Source organism: Namhaeicola litoreus, assembly GCF_042679565.1.
Taxonomy (GTDB): domain Bacteria; phylum Bacteroidota; class Bacteroidia; order Flavobacteriales; family Flavobacteriaceae; genus Namhaeicola; species Namhaeicola litoreus.
Genome location: NZ_JBHTMY010000002.1, coordinates 1,192,191 through 1,211,231, shown reverse-complemented (window position 1 = coordinate 1,211,231; position 19,041 = coordinate 1,192,191). Strand labels below are relative to the sequence as shown.

17 protein-coding genes are annotated in these 19,041 nt (G+C 36.3%); 8 read left to right on the top strand and 9 right to left on the bottom strand.

Annotation, left to right across the window (positions count from 1 at the left end):
- Positions 1-22 precede the first annotated feature (22 nt).
- From ACFQ39_RS07145 to ACFQ39_RS07120, 6 genes are all read left to right on the top strand, one after another.
- Positions 23-808, top strand: a complete 786-nt coding sequence (locus ACFQ39_RS07145; RefSeq protein ID WP_377177490.1) for a M48 family metalloprotease — start codon at positions 23-25, stop codon at positions 806-808.
- Between the two features lie 58 nt (positions 809-866).
- A complete protein-coding gene (locus ACFQ39_RS07140) occupies positions 867-1,526 on the top strand; it encodes a peptidoglycan recognition protein family protein (protein WP_377177488.1) in 660 nt (219 codons plus the stop codon).
- A gap of 4 nt (positions 1,527-1,530) precedes the next feature.
- Positions 1,531-2,991: a M14 family metallopeptidase gene (locus tag ACFQ39_RS07135; protein ID WP_377177486.1), complete on the top strand. Its 1,461-nt coding sequence runs from the start codon at positions 1,531-1,533 to the stop codon at positions 2,989-2,991.
- Entirely contained in the window at positions 2,972-5,272 is a 2,301-nt protein-coding gene (locus tag ACFQ39_RS07130; protein WP_377177484.1) for a TonB-dependent receptor, read from the top strand. The genes ACFQ39_RS07135 and ACFQ39_RS07130 overlap by 20 nt, the downstream gene beginning before the upstream one ends.
- A gap of 141 nt (positions 5,273-5,413) precedes the next feature.
- Positions 5,414-6,937: a 2,3-bisphosphoglycerate-independent phosphoglycerate mutase gene (gpmI, locus tag ACFQ39_RS07125; protein WP_377177482.1), complete on the top strand. Its 1,524-nt coding sequence runs from the start codon at positions 5,414-5,416 to the stop codon at positions 6,935-6,937.
- Positions 6,938-6,969: 32 nt separating this feature from the next.
- Positions 6,970-7,401 (top strand): BT0820 family HAD-type phosphatase, encoded by a 432-nt coding sequence (locus ACFQ39_RS07120; protein ID WP_377177480.1) that lies wholly within the window; start codon positions 6,970-6,972, stop codon positions 7,399-7,401.
- A gap of 8 nt (positions 7,402-7,409) precedes the next feature.
- Here ACFQ39_RS07120 and ACFQ39_RS07115 read toward each other — a convergent pair whose 3' ends face one another.
- On the bottom strand, positions 7,410-8,936 hold the full coding sequence (locus ACFQ39_RS07115; protein ID WP_377177478.1) for an N-acyl-D-amino-acid deacylase family protein: 1,527 nt from the start codon (positions 8,934-8,936) through the stop codon (positions 7,410-7,412).
- A 142-nt stretch (positions 8,937-9,078) separates the two neighbouring features.
- On the opposite strand from ACFQ39_RS07115, the gene map reads away from it, so the two are divergent.
- Positions 9,079-9,897 (top strand): type I methionyl aminopeptidase, encoded by an 819-nt coding sequence (gene map, locus ACFQ39_RS07110; protein ID WP_377177476.1) that lies wholly within the window; start codon positions 9,079-9,081, stop codon positions 9,895-9,897.
- An 18-nt stretch (positions 9,898-9,915) separates the two neighbouring features.
- Complete coding sequence (locus ACFQ39_RS07105; RefSeq protein WP_377177474.1) at positions 9,916-10,680, top strand: class I SAM-dependent methyltransferase; 765 nt, start codon at positions 9,916-9,918, stop codon at positions 10,678-10,680.
- Between the two features lie 79 nt (positions 10,681-10,759).
- On the opposite strand, the gene ACFQ39_RS07100 is transcribed toward ACFQ39_RS07105, so the two are convergent.
- From ACFQ39_RS07100 to ACFQ39_RS07065, 8 genes are all read right to left on the bottom strand, one after another.
- Entirely contained in the window at positions 10,760-11,689 is a 930-nt protein-coding gene (locus ACFQ39_RS07100) for a 3-keto-disaccharide hydrolase (RefSeq protein WP_377177472.1), read from the bottom strand.
- 79 nt (positions 11,690-11,768) lie between these two features.
- Complete coding sequence (locus ACFQ39_RS07095) at positions 11,769-12,542, bottom strand: tetratricopeptide repeat protein (protein ID WP_377177470.1); 774 nt, start codon at positions 12,540-12,542, stop codon at positions 11,769-11,771.
- A 17-nt stretch (positions 12,543-12,559) separates the two neighbouring features.
- Positions 12,560-14,314: a BatD family protein gene (locus tag ACFQ39_RS07090; protein ID WP_377177468.1), complete on the bottom strand. Its 1,755-nt coding sequence runs from the start codon at positions 14,312-14,314 to the stop codon at positions 12,560-12,562.
- 3 nt (positions 14,315-14,317) lie between these two features.
- A complete protein-coding gene (locus ACFQ39_RS07085) occupies positions 14,318-15,148 on the bottom strand; it encodes a tetratricopeptide repeat protein (protein WP_377177466.1) in 831 nt (276 codons plus the stop codon).
- Positions 15,141-16,187, bottom strand: coding sequence for a vWA domain-containing protein (locus ACFQ39_RS07080; protein ID WP_377177464.1), 1,047 nt, complete (start codon positions 16,185-16,187; stop codon positions 15,141-15,143). The genes ACFQ39_RS07085 and ACFQ39_RS07080 overlap by 8 nt, the downstream gene beginning before the upstream one ends.
- 5 nt (positions 16,188-16,192) lie before the next feature.
- The gene (locus ACFQ39_RS07075; protein ID WP_377177462.1) at positions 16,193-17,191 is read right to left on the bottom strand and encodes a vWA domain-containing protein; all 999 of its coding nucleotides are present in this window, start codon (positions 17,189-17,191) and stop codon (positions 16,193-16,195) included.
- On the bottom strand, positions 17,181-18,158 hold the full coding sequence (locus ACFQ39_RS07070) for a hypothetical protein (protein WP_377177461.1): 978 nt from the start codon (positions 18,156-18,158) through the stop codon (positions 17,181-17,183). Before ACFQ39_RS07070 ends, ACFQ39_RS07075 begins: the two co-directional genes overlap by 11 nt.
- A gap of 16 nt (positions 18,159-18,174) precedes the next feature.
- Positions 18,175-19,041: a DUF58 domain-containing protein gene (locus tag ACFQ39_RS07065; RefSeq protein ID WP_377177459.1), complete on the bottom strand. Its 867-nt coding sequence runs from the start codon at positions 19,039-19,041 to the stop codon at positions 18,175-18,177.

Sequence of the window (19,041 nt, the reverse complement as noted above, 5' to 3'; positions counted from 1 at the left end):
ATCCCCAAATCACCATTACATCATGAGAACCTCTAATAATTTTAAAATCAGATTGTTCATAGGTCTTGCCATCATTTTGTTTTCCTATTTAAAATATTGCTCAAGAACAGAAGAAAATCCATATACAGGCAAAACTCAACACATTTCACTGAGTACTGAAGAAGAAATTGCCATTGGTCTCCAAAGTGCTCCACAAATGGCGCAAGAGTATGGTGGTTTACACCCTGATCAAGATGCTCAGGCAATGGTTGACCGTGTTGGAGCGAGGCTGGTAAACAGTTCCATCGCTAAAGACACACCTTACAGATTTGAGTTTCATTTATTGCGCGATCCGAATACTGTAAACGCATTCGCATTACCTGGTGGACAGGTATTCATAACAGCCGGTTTGTTTGGTAGACTAGAAAATGAAGATCAGCTCGCAGGAGTTATAGGACATGAAATCGGACATGTGGTTGGGAGACATTCTGCAGAGCGAATTGCAAAACAAGACCTAACGCAAGGCGTAGTTACGGGTGTAATGGCTGGTGCAGATGCAGGTGGAGCGCAAATGGCCGCGATGATTGGCAATGTGATCAATATGAAATACGGTAGGGAAGATGAATTGGAAAGTGATCGTTTGGGAGTAAAATTTATGATCGATGCAGGGTACAATCCATATGAATTTATTGAAGTGATGAATATTTTAGAAGAAGCATCCGGCGGACAACAAGTTCCTGAGTTTTCTAGTACGCACCCAAGTTCTCCTCACAGAAAAGAAGAAATAAAAGAAGCGATTGATGCAAATGGCTATGTGGGTCCTCAATAATTTTTAGTTAAGATCTAGAAAGATGCTTTAAAATCTTTATTATTGCGTAAAAAATGATATGCGCTTTTTATTTTCGGCTGTGATTGCCTTTCTATTCTTTTCTTGTAAATCAATCGAAATAACTGATAAACCAATAAGATTTGATCAAGAAAGAATTGATCTGACCCTTCAATATTTGGACGAACATTACAATCTCAAACAACTGAGTCCAGTAATCGAGCCCAAAATGGTAGTTGTGCATTGGACGGCTATACCTACACTCGATAAATCCTTTGCTGCTTTCGAAGACAGCAAGTTGCCTAACTGGCGACCAGAGATTATAAGTGCCGGAGCGTTAAATGTATCTTCTCAATTTCTTGTAGATCAAGATGGAACTATTTATCGTTTGATGCCAGAGGATTATATGGCGCGCCACGTAATCGGATTAAATTACTGTGCTATAGGTATAGAAAATGTAGGAGGCTCAGAAAACAAACCATTGACGCAGGCTCAATTAAAATCAAACATTAAACTTATCGACTATTTAAAGAAAAAATATCCTGCCATAGAATATGTGATCGGGCATTACGAATATACTCTTTTTGAAAACCATCCTCTTTGGTTAGAAAAAGATGACGGGTATAGAACTGAAAAAACCGACCCCGGAGAAGAGTTTATTAATAACATTAGAAAAGCAACAAAAAAATATAACTGGCAACCCATCCCAGCCAAAAATTAAGCACATGAAATACCTTTTGACCTTATTGACAATTTTTATTATTTGCAACTCCTCTGCCCAAATTAATAGTGATGTTTTCTATAAAGAATACGATCAATATCACGAAAAGACTATAAAAAATCGAAGATTTAAACATAGTGATATTCAACCATTACTCTCTTCTCTGGAAAAAGAGAATGGTTTTTCGTTAAAAAAACTAGGAGAATCTATTGAGGGAAGAAGTATTTCTATGGTAAGTGTTGGAACAGGAAAAACTACCGTTTTGCTTTGGTCTCAAATGCATGGAGATGAATCAACAGCAACCATGGCTCTATTTGATATATTCAATTATTTGAAATCAAATAAAGAGCTATTGTCTAAACTAAATTTGCATTTTATCCCTATGCTGAACCCGGATGGTGCTGAAAAGTTCACCAGGAGAAATGCTTTGGGAGTAGACATAAACCGAGATGCACTCAGATTACAATCTCCTGAATCTCGCATCCTAAAAAATACTAGAGATAGTTTAAATGCAGTTTTTGGTTTTAACCTACACGATCAAAGCAAATATTACAATGCCGAACGTACCGAAAAAGCTGCTACGATTTCTTTTTTAGCCCCCGCCTATAATTATGAAAAAACCATAAACGATGTTCGTGGTAATGCGATGAAAGTAATTGTTGAAATGAATAAGGTCCTTCAAAAATATGCCCCAGGACAAGTGGGTAGATATGACGATTCTTTTGAACCACGCGCCTTTGGAGACAATATCCAAAAATGGGGTACCAGCGCCATTTTAATAGAATCTGGAGGTTATCAAAACGATCCTGAAAAACAGTTTATCAGAAAGCTAAATTATGTTTCTATATTGAGTGCCTTGCAAAGTATTGCCAATGGTTCTTATCAAAAAGCAGATTTGAAAGAATATGGAAAAATTCCTGAAAATGATAGAAAACTTTTTGATTTAAAAGTCGAAAAAGTGAATTTTAATTTGTTGGGAGAAAATTACACTGTTGATCTCGGCTTTATGCACAACGAGCGCGCGAATAAAGAAGAAACAGAATTCTATTATTCAGGGACTATTGTCGAAGTGGGAGATTTATCGACCTATTATGGTTATCAAACTATAGACGCAGAGAATCTGGAATTTAAACTAGGAGAAACCTATCCAAAAATATTAAATTCTGCAAGTGAATTGGATAATCTCAATTTTGAAGAACTTTTGAAAAAAGGATATACAAATGTAGCAATGAGCGAAATTCCTTCAAGTGATAAGTTCACTTTTTATCCTGTAAATATTGTAGATGTAAATAAGGTAGCCATTCTTAAAAACTCAAAACAACCCGAATCTCAACTAAAAATAGGAAAGAATCCTTCATTTGTTTTAATGAAAAACAATGTTGTAAAGTATGCCATCGTGAATGGTTTTGTATTCGATTTAGAAAAAGGAGTAAACGGAATCAAAAATGGCGTGGTTAATCCCTAATAAATTTCTTAATCATTTAATAATTAACATTTTATTTGTTTATGCATTTGCTGGTTATTCTCAATATGCCGGGAAAATTATTCATGGAGAAAAACTAATTCCCCTAAGCCAAACAGAGATTATTTCTAATAAAAAAAACGAAGTTTATCAGACCAATTTACAAGGAGAGTTTGATCTGTCAGATGAGGGAAAATACGTACTTGTCAAAGAGGGTTTTAAAACAGATACCATCATCATTTCAAAGTCTTTTGAAGTGTTTTACTTGTACCCCTTGTCCGAAGATCTCGACGAAATCGTATTAACCTCAAATAACTTTACGTCTTCTTTAAAAACGTATGCTGGTGGCGCCACAGTTGTAGAAAAAAATGAAATCAATATTCAAAACAACATCAACATTGCACCTATTCTCAACTCAGTTTCTGGTGTTTTTATGCAAAACGGAACATTGAGCACCAACCGAATCACCATACGCGGAATTGGATCCAGAACTTTGTTCGGCACCAGCAAAATTAGAGCCTATTACCAAGATATTCCGCTAACCAATGGCTCTGGTGAATCAAATATGGACGATCTTGAATTGGATGCCATCGCACGTATAGAAATTACCAAAGGTCCTTCGTCTAGCACCTATGGTGCTGGTCTTGGCGGAACTATCCATTGGATACCGAAAAAAGGAAATATCAGTTATTTTAACCCAGAAATTCGATTTACCATGGGCTCTTTTGGCTTGAGAAAATACAGTATTCAATCCGATCTTCCCTTAAAAAATGGCGCCATGAATCTTTTGTATTCTAATACCGAAAGCGAAGGTTATCGGGAAAACAATCAACTCGACAAACAAATTATTAACCTCACCTCAAACCATTTTTTAAGTGAAAAACACACGCTCAATTTTATAAGTAATTATATCAGCCTAAAATCGTACATCCCGAGTTCATTAGATTTTGACACGTATAAAAATAATCCTAGTGATGCTGCTTTTACATGGGGAGCATCAAAAGGAAATGAAGATTACCAAAAGGGTTTATTTGGTCTTTCTTGGAATTATTCTGTTAACGACAAATCATCTCTTAAAACAAGTATTTATTCCACCTTTTTAGCCAGTGATGAAGATCGGCCTTTTAATATTTTAGAAGAAAACACCTTGTCTGTTGGGCTGCGAAGTAAATTCCTCTCAGAACATATCCTTTTCAACAAAAATTTAAATTGGACGGTTGGTTTTGAAGTATTTCGAGATAAAAAAGATTACCAAACATTCGAAAATTTATACCGCGATTTCCCACCTGAATCGGGAAGTGTAAAAGGTGAAATTATTTCTGATCTGGTTGAAAATAGACAATTTTTTAACCTGTTCTTCGATTCCAAACTTTTGCTGACAGAAAAAATACAATTCCATTTGGGAATGAATTGGAATTATACCACTTACACACTTGATGATCTGTTCAATAAGGAAATAAACAACGCATCTGGTAATTATAACTTTGGGCATATTTTTTCTCCTAAAATCGGTTTCTCCTATGAATATCTCGATAATCATGTTGGATATGCCACGATTGCCCACGGTTTTTCTCCGCCAACTTTAGAAGAAACCCTTCTACCCGACGGACAAATCAATCAAAATATTAAACCAGAAACGGGTTGGAATTTTGAAATGGGTGCCAGAGGAACTTTTAAAAACTTGAAATTAGACTATAGTTTGTCTCTCTATCAGATGAAGGTGAAAGACCAACTCGTTGCCAGGAGAACCGGTGATGATGAATTTGTTGGTATTAATGCCGGGGAAACCGATTTTGTAGGAATAGAAATTGACCTGAATTATCCCCTTCTTACATCCGATTTTTGGCAGATTAAGCATAGAAATTCCTTTAGTTATAATCTTTATACATTTCAAGATTTTGAAGATTTAGATAATGATTTCTCGGGAAATAAAGTTACTGGAGTGCCCCCGGTTGTTTTCAACTCTTTATTATTTTTTCAAACAAAACCAGGGTTTTATAGCACTTTACAGTACCAATTTATTGATGAAATACCTGTGAACGACGCAAATTCTATTTTTGCAGATTCGTACCAATTGCTTCATGTAAAACTTGGGTATCAAAATGCTTTTTTTCAAAATTTTAGATTTGATGCCTTTTTCGGAATGAATAATCTTTTTGATGAAAAATACGCTTCTATGCTTCAAATAAACGCTACTGCATTTGGCAATAACTCGCCTAGATATTATTATCCCGGAGAGCCTTTGAACTATTATTTCGGAGTGAATCTGTCTTATTTCTTTTAAAATAATCTCCTCCATTTACAAGATACTTTCCCTTCATGTATTTTAAGCTTTCTTGATTAAATTAAAACACTTCTTTCCTCGAAAAATGGTGTTCAATTAGCTATACTTACGTATCTTTGCAGCCGAATAAACAACATCATTATGTCTAAAAAAGTTATCCTTATAATTCTTGACGGTTGGGGAAATACCCAAGACCCAAAAGTATCTGCAATATACCAAGCCAACACGCCATTTTTTGATGGTTTGATAGAAAAATATCCGCATGCCAATCTAAGAACGGATGGCCTAAACGTAGGTTTACCGGAAGGACAAATGGGAAACTCTGAAGTAGGACATATGAATCTAGGTGCAGGGCGCATCGTTTTTCAAGATTTTGTAAAAATCAATAAAGCAGTTGAGACAGGATCTTTAGCCAAAGAAAAAGTTTTGGTGGATGCTTTTGATTACGCAAAAAAGAATGGTAAAAATATTCACTTGTTAGGTTTGATTTCGGATGGTGGAATCCATTCCCATATGAATCACGCCAAAGGACTTTTAAAAGCGGCGAAAGCAGCAGGAGTTGACAATGTTTATCTACATGCTTTTACTGATGGTCGGGATTGTGATCCAAAGTCTGGTAAAGGATTTATTCAAGACATGGAAGATTTTATGAATCAGACAACAGGAAAATTGGCAACTGTGGTCGGGAGATATTACGCAATGGACAGAGACCAGCGTTGGGCCAGAGTAAAATTGGCGTATGATGCTGTTGTAAATGGTGTGGGAGAACATTCTCAAAATGCGGCCGAAAGTATTCAAAAAAGTTATGATGAGGGCGTAACAGACGAATTTATCAAGCCTATTATTTTGGTTGACAAAGAGGGCCAACCTATTGCTAAGATCGCTGAAGATGATGTAATTCTATTTTTCAATTTCAGAACAGATCGCGGTAGACAGTTAACCAGGGTATTATCACAAGAAAATTTTCAAGAATTTGGCATGCACAAAATGCCTTTGCACTATGTGACGATGACCAATTACGACAAGACTTTTAAAAATGTCGAAGTAATTTACCCTAAAGACAATTTAGAAAATACGCTGGGTGAGGTTTTGGAAGCCAATCAAAAAAAACAGATCAGAATTGCTGAAACTGAGAAATATCCACACGTAACTTTCTTCTTTTCCGGTGGAAGAGAAAAAGAGTTTGAAGGAGAAAAAAGACTTTTATGCCCATCTCCAAAAGTGGCTACCTATGATTTACAGCCGGAAATGAGTGCGAATGATATCAAAGAAGCCATTTTACCAGAATTAAAAAAGGGAGAAGCTGACTTTATTTGTCTCAATTTCGCCAATACTGATATGGTTGGTCATACGGGCGTTATGGAAGCAGCAATAAAAGCGGCGGAAACGGTTGATTCCTGCTTAAAAGAAGTAGTCACAACTGCTCTTGAAAACGACTATACCAGTATCATTATCGCGGATCATGGTAACAGCGAAACAATGATCAACCCAGATGGCTCACCAAATACGGCTCATACAACCAATCCGGTTCCATTGATTTTAGTCGATAAAAATTATAGCGGTGGAATCAAAGATGGCGTTTTGGGAGATATTGCTCCGACCATTTTGGAATTGTTAAAAGTTGAGCAACCTGAACAGATGACACAGAAATCATTATTAGTGTAAATTGATAGTTCAATTTTTCTTAGATTTGCTGCATGTCTGAACCGAAATTAAGAACAATTCCACGCAACACATTAATTATTGCGGTTGATTTTGACGGTACCATTGTTGAAGATCAATATCCAGGAATAGGTCCTGCCAGAATATTTGCTTTCGAGACCCTCTTAGAGCTTCAAAAAAAAGGACATCGATTAATTCTATGGACATACCGTCATGGAGAAAAACTTCAGGAAGCAGTAGATTTTTGTAAAAAGAACGGTCTAGAATTTTATGCTGTGAACAACAGTTTTCCAGAAGAAAAATTTACGAACAAAGTTAGCCGTAAGATCAATGCTGATGTATTTATAGATGATCGTGCTGTTGGCGGATTACCGGGATGGGGTGAAATATACCAGACTCTTCTCAAAACAGAAAAACCTCCTGAAAGGAAAGTTAAAAAGGGTTTATTCGGTTGGCTTAAATCTTAAGTTTTCCATCAATTCGGATCCAATACTACTCCAGGTTTATCCCCACTGAGTTGAGCATTTTGTCTTACCACCTTACCGTTTACAATGACGAGATCAAAACCCTCTGACAATTGAAACGGATCACTATAAGTAGCATTTGATTTTACTTTGTAAGGATCGAATAAAATGAGGTCTGCTTTCATTCCTTCCTTTATTCTTCCCCGATCAGAGATTTTTAAGATATCCGCTGCATAAGAAGTCATTTTTCGAACAGCCGCTTCTAAGGTGAGCACTTCATTTTTTACCACAAATTCTTCAATGATTTTAGCAAAAGTTCCATGTCCTCGTGGGTGAAAACTTGTTTCACTCCCATCAGAACTAATCCCAATATTCGGATCCTTGATCAACGTGTTTTGTAGGGTATCGTTCATGACAAAATAAGCCCCAGAGGCTCCTTCGGGCCCAATATCATCAATAAGTATTTCCTCAAAAGGTTTACTCATTTCTTTCTCCAGATCTAATAGTGTTTTACCTTTGTAAGGTTCGGTTCCTAATAGTGTGGCTTGAGGTCCGTTGCGGAAATTGACTTTGGCTCTGATAAAATCTTTCAACTCTTCTCTCCTTTCTACTTTAGCGATCTCAAATTGTTCGTTTGTTTTACACCAATCCGGAAATAATATGGCGATTCCGGTGTAGCTTGCTGTGTAGGGATATACATCTGCAGTAACATCAATACCTCTGTTTCTTGCATTTGATAAATGATCTAAAATTTCCTCTGCCCTTTCAGAACCTTTTCCATAAACTGATTTTAGATGTGCCACATGAACGCGACAAAATTCGCCCTGCGCTAATAACTCATCAATAGATTCAATCAGCGCATTATCATCTTCATTGCGCATATGACTCATGATCATTCGGTCATTTTTACCCACAATTTTAGCCAATTCAAGCAATTCATTTTGTTCGGCATACAAGCCCGGTGTATATTCTAACCCTGTGCTCATCCCAAAACAAATTTTCAAGTTCTGTTCTAACAATGCAGCCATCTCAATGATCTCTTCTTGGCTTGGATGCGTTTTTTCATTGATGCCAAATAGCTCTCGTAAACTGCCATGTCCGACAAACATAGCAATGTTTAGAGCTATTCCTGTGCCTTCAACTTTATCTTTCCATTCTTGCAAATCATTATAATTGGGCGAAAATCCATCCTGACCCAATGAAACAGTAGTGACGCCCATGGCAAGAAAGTTTTCGAAATCGGGTGTTTCAAGTGGATCACCATGCGAATGCAAATCGATAAATCCCGGAGCTAAATATTTACCTCGCGCATCGATGGTTTTTAAAATATGATCGTGTCTGATTTTCTTTTGTGAAATCTTGACAATTTTATCGCCGACAATGAAAACATCGCCTTTTACAGGTTTACTACCTTCCCCATCTAAAATAAGTGCGTTTGTAATTTGAATATCAATCTTGGGATACTCTTTCTGAAGTCGCCTGTCTGAACAAGAAAAAGAGATGAGAATGAGGCAAAGTAAAATAATTGATCTTAACACAAAAATAAATTTAGTAGAACAAATATAACCGAATTATTAAGTCTTAAAATGATGACCTTAAACCTTTCCAAAAGAGCCCGGTTTTGGGCTTTTTCCTACTTTCAATTTTTGAAGTATCTTTGCAGGCAAATTACACTTCGGAATGATAAAAATAAAGACAAGAGAAGAAATTGAACTAATGCGTGAAAGTGCTTTGGTAGTCTCTAAGACACTTGGCATGTTGGCTTCAGAAGTTAAACCGGGTGTAAGCACCTTACAATTAGATAAATTGGCAGAAGAATTTATTCGTGACCATGGGGCAATACCAGGATTTTTAGGTTTATACAATTTCCCAAATACACTTTGTATGAGTCCGAATGCCCAAATTGTACACGGAATTCCAAACAAGCATCCTTTGCAAGAAGGAGATATTATTTCTATTGATTGTGGCGCCTTAAAGAATAAGTTTTATGGAGACCACGCTTATACTTTTGAGGTGGGTGAAGTATCTTCTGAAATAAAAAAATTATTGCAGGTTACCAAAGAGAGCTTGTATGTTGGCATTAAAGAATTTAGAGCGGGAAATCGTGTAGGTGATGTGGGATTTGCCATTCAGAATTATGTAGAACAACATGGTTATGGTGTGGTGAGAGAATTGGTAGGACATGGTCTAGGAAAAAAAATGCACGAAGATCCTGAAATGCCCAATTATGGTAGACGTGGTAGAGGAAAGAAATTTGTTGAAGGGATGGTAGTTGCCATAGAACCAATGATCAATTTAGGTACACATAAAATAAACCAACTCAACGATGGTTGGACAATTTTAACCGCCGATGGCAAAGCAAGCGCCCATTTTGAACACGATGTTGCCATTGTTGACGGAAAACCAGAATTACTTTCTACTTTTAAATATGTACACGAAGCCTTGGGTATTGAAAGTGACGAAGAATTAGCATTCAGACAAAACCCAGCTTTGGTATAGTTCGTTTCTACTCTCCAGATGAAATTATTTTCTCATATTTTAAATACCCTTCCAAGACCCTATTTGATCAAGGTGAGTTACTTGATTCGACCTGTCTTAGCCGCATTTTTAAAAGGATCTGATTATACAGATCCTATTGACGGAAAATCTTTTCGTACCTTTTTACCTTATGGCTATGGCGAGCAAAGACCAAATGTTTTGTCTCCTAGCACATTATCACTTGAAAGGCACCGATTACTTTGGTTGTTTCTAAAAAACGAAACCGACTTTTTTAATTCACCAAAAAAAGTGCTGCACATGGCGCCTGAACAATGTTTTTTGCCTTTGTTCAAAAAAATGAAAAACCTTGATTATACCACTGCCGATCTTTACGCACCCAAAGTTGATGTAAAAGCAGATATTTTAAAACTCCCTTTTGAGGACAGCACCTTTGACTTCATTTTATGTAACCACGTTTTAGAACATATTGAAGATGACGCTAGAGCAATGAGCGAATTGTACCGTGTAATGAAACCCGGTGGTATGGGTATTTTTCAAATTCCTCAAGACTTAAATAGAGCAAAAACATACGAAGATTTTAGCATTACTTCGCCGGAAGAACGAGCTGTCCATTTTGGACAATACGATCATGTTCGTGTATTTGGCCGAGACTATTTTGACCGATTGAGAAGTGCGGGTTTTACTGTAAAAGAATTAAATTACTCAGCACAACTCAGCGAGGAACAAATTGATAAATACCGTCTGACTAAAGGAGAAATTTTGCCGGTTTGTTCAAAATCTTAATTTTATAACTTGTTCTACCTCAAAAAATTATCACTAATAACGAACTTAGTGAAAGTATATGTTTGAATCGTAAAAGCTATTATTGAATAGGGATAATTTCTATACTTTTAAACTCAACAGCACCGTGATCTCCTTGCAACATAATTGGTCCTGGTTGACCTTCTTGGCTATCAATTGCTCCCCCCGTAATTCCGGGAATAGTTTGGTCTGTAATAATAGATTTACCATTGGCGATAATTGTTACCCGATTACCGACCAATGTAATCTCATAGGTTTGCCAATCACTGGCATTCTTAGCTGCCATTTGGTTAGGTTCTAAAAAACCATAAACCCCACCAAAATAGATATCAGAAGGTTCCATGCCCTTATTATCAGTAATTTGTACTTCATATCTCCCGCGCAAATAAATGCCACTATTACTTCCATTCGGATACCTGAATTCAGCTTTCAATTTAAAATTACCAAACTTATCATCCGTAATTAAATTCGAACCACCGCCTGCGTTACTCAAAATTCCGTCATTCACTGTCCATTTGTTTTTATCACCATCTAAATGCCAACCCTCTATATTTTTTCCATTAAACAATGCTTCTGACTTAGACCAAACAATTTTTTCTGGAGATGAAAATACGGACTGCCTTTTACCTACAAATGGATAAGGTTTCCCATCAGTGTAAATCATAATACCTTTTATCTGATCTCCAATTAATTCTCCTTCAAAATCCATATTTCTATCTCCTTCTTCCCATTGGGGCGGGATGCTAAAACTAAATTTGTTGCCAGAAATTTTTACTTCTGCAACGGGTCTAGCGCTGCCAAAAGCATAAACAAACCTTCCTACAAAAGTTTTAGTTCCCGAGTGCCTAATTTCTAGCCAGGAGGGTAATTCTTTATTATCTTTATCTACAACGAGATCCCATCTCCCTTCTAAAGGACTCGCTTTCTGGGCATAATGACTTATTGTAAAAAATAAAATTAAGATAACTAGTGTAATTCTTCTGAAGGACATCTTTTATGGTTTAATAATTGAAACCATAAAGATAAAAAAATGTCTAGTTGGAAAATTTAAAAATCTGGATAAAATAAGATTACAATTCTTTAATTTCACTTGCATCCAGCCAACCAATTTTACCGTCGGCAATTTTGATTTTTTTCCAATTGTCTAAGGTTTCCAAGATCTGCACTTTGGTTCCTTCGTGTAGTTGAAAATTGATATCACTGTTTTGTGTAGGTGCATTTTTAACATTCACATTAGCTGTAAACACAATGGCATATTGCGTTTTATCCACGAGATTTTTGTTCTGATAGGCAAAGGCAACTGCCACAAAAACCAAAATGGCACAAATACTACTACTCACAAAAAAGAAACGCTTTCTGTGGGTATATCGCGAAAAGTGATAAAGCAAAAACAATATGGCAAAAAGAATGGCAAAAACTACCGCCAAAGTTGCCCAAGTATTATAAGAAGTTCCCAAAACAATATTCTCTCTGTATTTATCTCCCAAAGATTTTGGCAGAGGTTCAATATTGTCTAATGTCATTCTTTTGGCAAATTCTAAATTAAATAGAACATCACCATCATTAGGATTGAGCTTTAAAGCTTTTTCATAATAATAAATAGAAGGTGCTACCTGGTTACTTTTGTAATAAACATTACCGAGGTTGTAAAATAACTCTGAGGAAACAATGCCTTGTTCTTCAATTTGTTTGTACAGACCAAGGGCTTCGGTATATTTTTCTTGCTGATACAATTTATTCGCCTTCACAAACAAACTATCTACAGATTGAGCTGAGGCATAACTCAGCATCAATCCAATTAGGACAAATATGGTTCTTCGAAAATAGGGTCTGAATATTTCCATTTTATAATTCATTCTATTTATAAAAAACGGTCGAGTTTTGCCAAAACCGACTTTGCTTTTTCAAATTCCTCCTTGATCTGTACATCAGAACTCGGTGTATAGCGTGCGTAATTACAATCGTCTAAAACTTCTTTAAAATCATCAATAATTACTTGCTCAACTTTCTTTTCTCTCAAAAGTTCTGCTACTTTTTCAGAAGAAATATCGGCAGTTTCAACCTGTAATTTTGCTTTTAAATAATTGTGTAAAGCCCTTTCAAGCGACTCGTAAAAAACTTCCTTTTTACCCATATTCCTTTTGGCTTCAGATAGATATTTCCTAGCCAAACGATCTGCTTTTCTGCGCTTATTTCCAACAATATCGGAATCTCTTTCTTCTTTTTTCTTACCTAAAAATATTCCTGCCGGAATAGCCAATAAAGGCGTTAATAAAAGTACATAATAGAGTGGTGAACCATAAAAATCAGTTTTATCCTGGGCTGGTTTAAGGGTCGCTTTTGTTTTGATAAAACGAATATTGCTCTCATTACCGACCACGTTCTGCTTGGCAACCACCTGTTCTTGTCCATCCATACTTTGGCCTTCGGGAACATTGATAATTAAAGCATCTGAGTTTAAGGTAAAATATTTTTCTTGTTTGGGATCGAAATACGAAAAAGATACTTCCGGAATTTTAAATTTCCCTTTAAACTGAGGAACAATAGCGTATTGATCATAAATAGATCCCTCCATTCCACTCATCGTGGTATTTATTTTTTCTTGGTGTTCAGGCTCGTAAATTTCCAATCCTGCCGGTGCATTAAATTTGGGCAATTCAATTAATTTCAGGTTTCCTTTACCTACCAATTCCACTTTTATTGAAGTAGATTCATTTGCTTTTAAGTTAGTTTCGTTGGCCTTTACATCAAAACGAAAACTACCAACTGCACCTGTAAAATTGAGCGGTTTACCTACTTCTGGCAGTTCTTTTACGCTAATGGTTCTTTTACCACTTGAGGCAGCAAAATTAATATCGTTAAACATCATATTTCCGAAGAAATCTCTTCGCCCCATAGGCACACCCGCCATAACTTCCATCTCTAAGGGATCTATTTCAAGCTCTCCGGCTTTATGCGGAATAAGCAATGCTTTTTTTACAACAACATATTTATATGGCTCTCCCCTATAAGTCCCATCAGTTGCCTGCCATGCGCTCACTTCCATGTTTTGTTTCCAAAAACCATTAAAGCTTGGTGCGGATAATTCTCTTGTGTTTTGAACATTGACTTTGTTCAAGTTGACGTACAATTTATAAATGATTGAAATACTTTCACCTACATACGGATTATCATTTGAAATCTCCGCCACCAAATGGATATTCTGAGAAGCCAAAAACCTCGGATCATTTGGATCTTCAGGGATGTCAATTGCATCGGTTACTTGAACACGAACTGCGTTAGATTTAATTACTTCGTCTTTATAGGTTATGGATGCGGAACCAATTAAAAAGCTCCCTTTGGCTATTGGTTGGATGATATAGGTATAGGTTTGCTTGAAGGATGTTTTACCGTTGATGGATGAAAAACTTGTAGACTGACTTGGACCGGCTAACACAGTGAAATTTTCAAAATCAGGAGGCGTAAAATCATCTGCTCCCTGTTTATCTATCGTAAAATCAACACGTATTCTTTCATTTAAGCCCAAAGTAGTTTTAGATACATTTGTTTTGAACGTAACTTGTGCAAAACTTATCTGTACCAAAAGAATAAAAAAGTATATAATTTTAATTCTCATACTTTACCAATCTTTTTCTTTCTTCACTTTTTGTCCGCGAGCCTCTTTGGCATTTACTTTTTGTTGGGTTTTATTCTCTTCGTTACTCATTGCCTCCAACAACTGTTCCATTTGCTGTTTAGACAATTGGTCGGGTTTGGGTTGCTCAGGTGGCTGCTTTTGATCTTTATCATTTTTGGAATCATTCTGCTGATCTTTGTTTTCCTGATCTTGATTTTGATCATTCTGATCTTGATTTTCGTCTTGATTCTCTTGATTTTGTTTGTCCTTGTCTTGTTCTTCTTTTTGATCTTGTTTGTTATCCTGATCTTTTTCTTGATCCTTATCTTTATCCTTATTTTGATCGTCTTCGTTTTGTTGTTGTTCTAACATTTTTTGAGCCAAGGCCAAGTTATATCTTGTTTCTTCATCTTTCGGATTCATTCTCAAAGCATTTTTATATGCTTCAACCGCACCACCATAGTTCTTCTCTGCAAAAAAGGCATTTCCCATATTGTGAAAAGCCAAAGATCTTTCGTTTTTGTCTTTACTCACTTTTACGGCCAATTCGTAATTAGGAATAGCTTCTTTAAATCGGTTTTGTTCATAAATCGCATTGCCCAAATTATAATTCGCACGAGGGTAGTTTGGATTGGTCGCAAGGGCTTTTTTGTATTGCACCTCCGCATCTACAAAATTCTTCTTTTCAAACAAATCATTTCCCTTACGCACCAATGCGCGCTCTTCTTTAGTCGTCGGTGCAGCCATGAGCTCTTTTTGCTCCTTTTTTTGTGGTTCTTCTTGCGCAAAAATGAGCATCGGCAAGACGAAAGCAAGATAAATAAGCCTATTCATTTTTGTTCTTTTCGTTAAATAAATTCAATTTTTGTATCCAAGCCGTTTTTCTATTCAGCAATAAACTGTCAAAAACTAGCAACAACAAACCTAAACCAACGAACCATTGAAATTGATCTTTGTAATCTGAAAATTGCTTGGTCTCAAACTCTTTCTTCTCAGCCTTAACCAACAGATCCTCTACATACTCAATGGTTGCGCTTGTATTATTTCCATTTTGGTAAGAACCCTCACCATTTGCGGCTATTTCTTCCAAAGTTTCAGGATGCATTTGGGTGATCACAACTTCATCTTGATTATCTTTTTTATAACCCAAAAACTTTCCATTACTTTTAATTGGAATTGGACCTCCTTTTGTAGTACCCACTCCAATTGTAAATGTTTTGATTCCGGCTTCGAGTACTTCCTTTGCCAATTTATCGGCATTTTCTTCATGATCTTCTCCGTCAGAAACTATGAACAAAAAGCGATTGGTCTGCGATTCATCATCGAAAAAAGTTTTGGCCAGTTCAAGCGCTTCGGTGATCGCTGTTCCTTGAGAAGAAACCATATCTGGATCTGCATTTTGCAGGAACATTTTTGCGGCGGCATGATCTGTTGTAATTGGCAATAAAGGATAAGCGCTACCCGCATAAATGATGATTCCTACCCTGTCTCCACCTAATTTATCGATTACTTTTGCAATAACTTGCTTCGCTTTTTCCAAACGGTTTGGAGCGATATCTTCGGCCAACATACTTTTAGAGACATCAAGTGCAAATACAATATCCACGCCTTGGCGTTTTACCGTTTTTAACTGCGTACCAACTTTTGGGTTCATGAGGGCAATTATCAATGAAGCTAAAGCCAAACACACAACCAATAATTTTAAAAATGATTTGAAACCTGATCGGTCCGGGCTTAATTTATTGAGTAATTTTTTGTTGAAGAAGTTCCTTTGTATTTTTCTTTTCCAAAAAACATAGACAAGGTAAACCAACACCAGAATAATGATGCCAGAGAAATAAACAATATAATTAGGATCTTCTATTTGATACATAATTCCTAAATAAAACTTCTAAACAGGGTATACCTCAATAACATTTCAAGAAAAATCAAAAGACCTGCCAAAAGGACGAATGGTCTATAATTCTCATTAAAATTATAATACTTTATTTCTTCTATTTTTGTTTTTTCAAGCTTGTTGATCTCGTCGTAAATTTGCCCAAGTTTTTCATTGTCTGTAGCCCTAAAATACTGACCTTCTGTTTCTTTTGCGATATATTTTAACAAGTCTTCGTCAATTTCTACAGGAGCATTTCTAAAGATCAGCTTCCCGCTTGCATCTTTTGCCACAGGGAACAAAGCCGTTCCATTTGTGCCAATTCCAATCGTATACACTTTTATCCCTAACTCTTTAGCCAATTCTGTAGCTGTTTTAGGATCTACGAAACCTGAATTATTTACTCCGTCTGTCAATAAAATAATCACTTTGCTTTTAGCTTCAGAATCTTTTAATCTATTTACACCTGAGCCCAATCCCATTCCAATGGCAGTTCCATCCTCAATTTCTCCCCATTGGATTTCTCTAATCGTATTTAAAACAATTCTTTTATCACTTGTAATAGGTGTTTTTGTAAAACTTTCTCCGGCATAAACCACTATTCCAATTCTATCATTTGGTCTTTGTGTGACAAAGCGTGAGGCCACCGCTTTAAGGGCCTCCAAACGGTTTGGCCTTAAATCTTTGGCTAACATACTTGCCGAAACGTCTATGGCCATAACAATGTCAATTCCGCGGGTTGTTTTGGTTTTGTTACTCACTTCTACATCACGCGGTCTCGCCAAAGCAACGATCAATGAAGAAAGTGCGACTAATCTCAAAATATATAATACCGGTTTTAATTTAGTCGACCAGTGTTTATGTGCAAATCCTTTGGTGCCTGAAATTTTTAATTCGGCATTAGCCTTTTTTCTGGTAAAAAAGAACCATGCAGCCAATATTGGGATGAGCAAAAGTAACCAGAGGAACTCCGGATTTAAAAATTCGAGATTAGGATTCATAGCCCTCCTTTCTTTCTGTTTCTTCTACTTTGGGGTGCATGATCTCAATGATATTTTCAGCATCTCTTCTGTGCAAATCTATCTCGTTCTCCATAGGGTGAGATTTAGCAAACTTTACCAAATCGGCTTCTTGCAGAAGTTTTTTTAGTTTGAAAATAGTTTCATTTGGAATGCCCAATTTACTCGAAGCATTAAAATCGGTTATGATATCCAATAGTTCATCCGTGGTAGATTCTAAAGCCGGTATGTTCAATTCACGCTCGATAAATGTTCTCACAATATCTGTTAACTCGACATAGTACAACTTTACCCTGTTTTGTTTAACTAAATTTTTACTGTCGAGTTCTTTTAACCTTTGTTTTGCCTCTTCAAAAGGAGGAATTTCAATTTTCTTTTCTACTACCGATTTTTTCTTGCGTTTTAACAAGTACCAAATCAACAAGGTCAAAAGCAATAGGCCTAACAGCCACCATAAATATTCTTTAAAATCATCAAAAACATAGGGCTCTTCTTCTATGGTTTTAATCGGAAAAAGTTTTTGCTTTAACGTATCCACTTCTACAGTGGTCACATCTATAAACAACGAATCTGTGTACACCTCAACATTATTGACTAACACACCTTGTTTGGGCAACATATATCTTCCGCTGTCAAAAGAAGTGAGGGTATATTTTCTAAAGATCTGGTTATTGATAGAATCGACGTTAAAAGATTCTACTACTTCCAGTTTTTTCAGGCTATCTAAGTTAAGTACAGGAAAAGCAACATCTTTTAATGTGTCTTTATCTACAAAAATTTTGTACTCAATTTGCTCGCCAATTCTGATTTTTGTTGTGTCGACAGAAATCTTCACTTGTGCCTGACCTACATAAATAAAGGCAAAAATAAAGACCAAGGCACCGAAGAAATTTTTTCTTGACAAACCTAAGTTATCCTTGTGATTTATATTTCTTTCTCTTTTTTCCATCTTCACATTGAGCTATTTAATTTCTGCGTTTAAAATAACCCAACAATTTTTTTACATAACTCTCATCCACACGAGAACTAATGGTTCCTGCGCCACTTTTACTAAAAGTATTTTCAAAATAATCTACTTGTTCGAGGTAATTTGCCTTGTAACTTTTTCTAACCGCGCTGGAATTTGTGTTTACCAGTACAACTTCTTCCAATTCTACATCGAACATGGGGACCATACCTAATTTTGGCAATTCTGTTTCGTATTGATCAAAAACTCTGATTCCGGTAATGTCGTGTTTTTTTGCTGCAATTTTTAATGGATTGTCATAGCCTTTATCCATAAAATCTGAAAGCAGGAAAACAATCGCCTTCTTTTTCATCACCTGAGACAAATAACGCAAAGCATGAGCAATATCTGTTTTCTTACTCTTAGGCTGAAATTCTATTAACTCTCTGATGATCCGTAACACATGACTTTTTCCTTTTTTTGGCGGAATAAATAATTCAATCTCGTCTGAAAAAAGCATTAAGCCAACCTTATCGTTATTTTGTATAGCAGAAAAGGCTAACGTAGCACTGATCTCTGTAATGATATCTCTTTTAAACTGATCTGTAGTTCCAAAATACTCAGAGGCACTCACATCTACCAGCAACATCATGGTTAGCTCGCGCTCTTCCTCAAAAACTTTCACAAAAGGTTCGTTATAACGGGCTGTTACATTCCAATCTATGGAGCGGATATCGTCTCCAAACTGATATTGGCGCACCTCAGAAAAAGTCATACCACGACCTTTAAACGAGCTGTGGTATTCACCCGAAAAAATATGATCAGACAATCTTCTTGTCTTGATCTCTATTTTCCTAACTTTTTTGAGAATTTCTTTGGTTTCCAC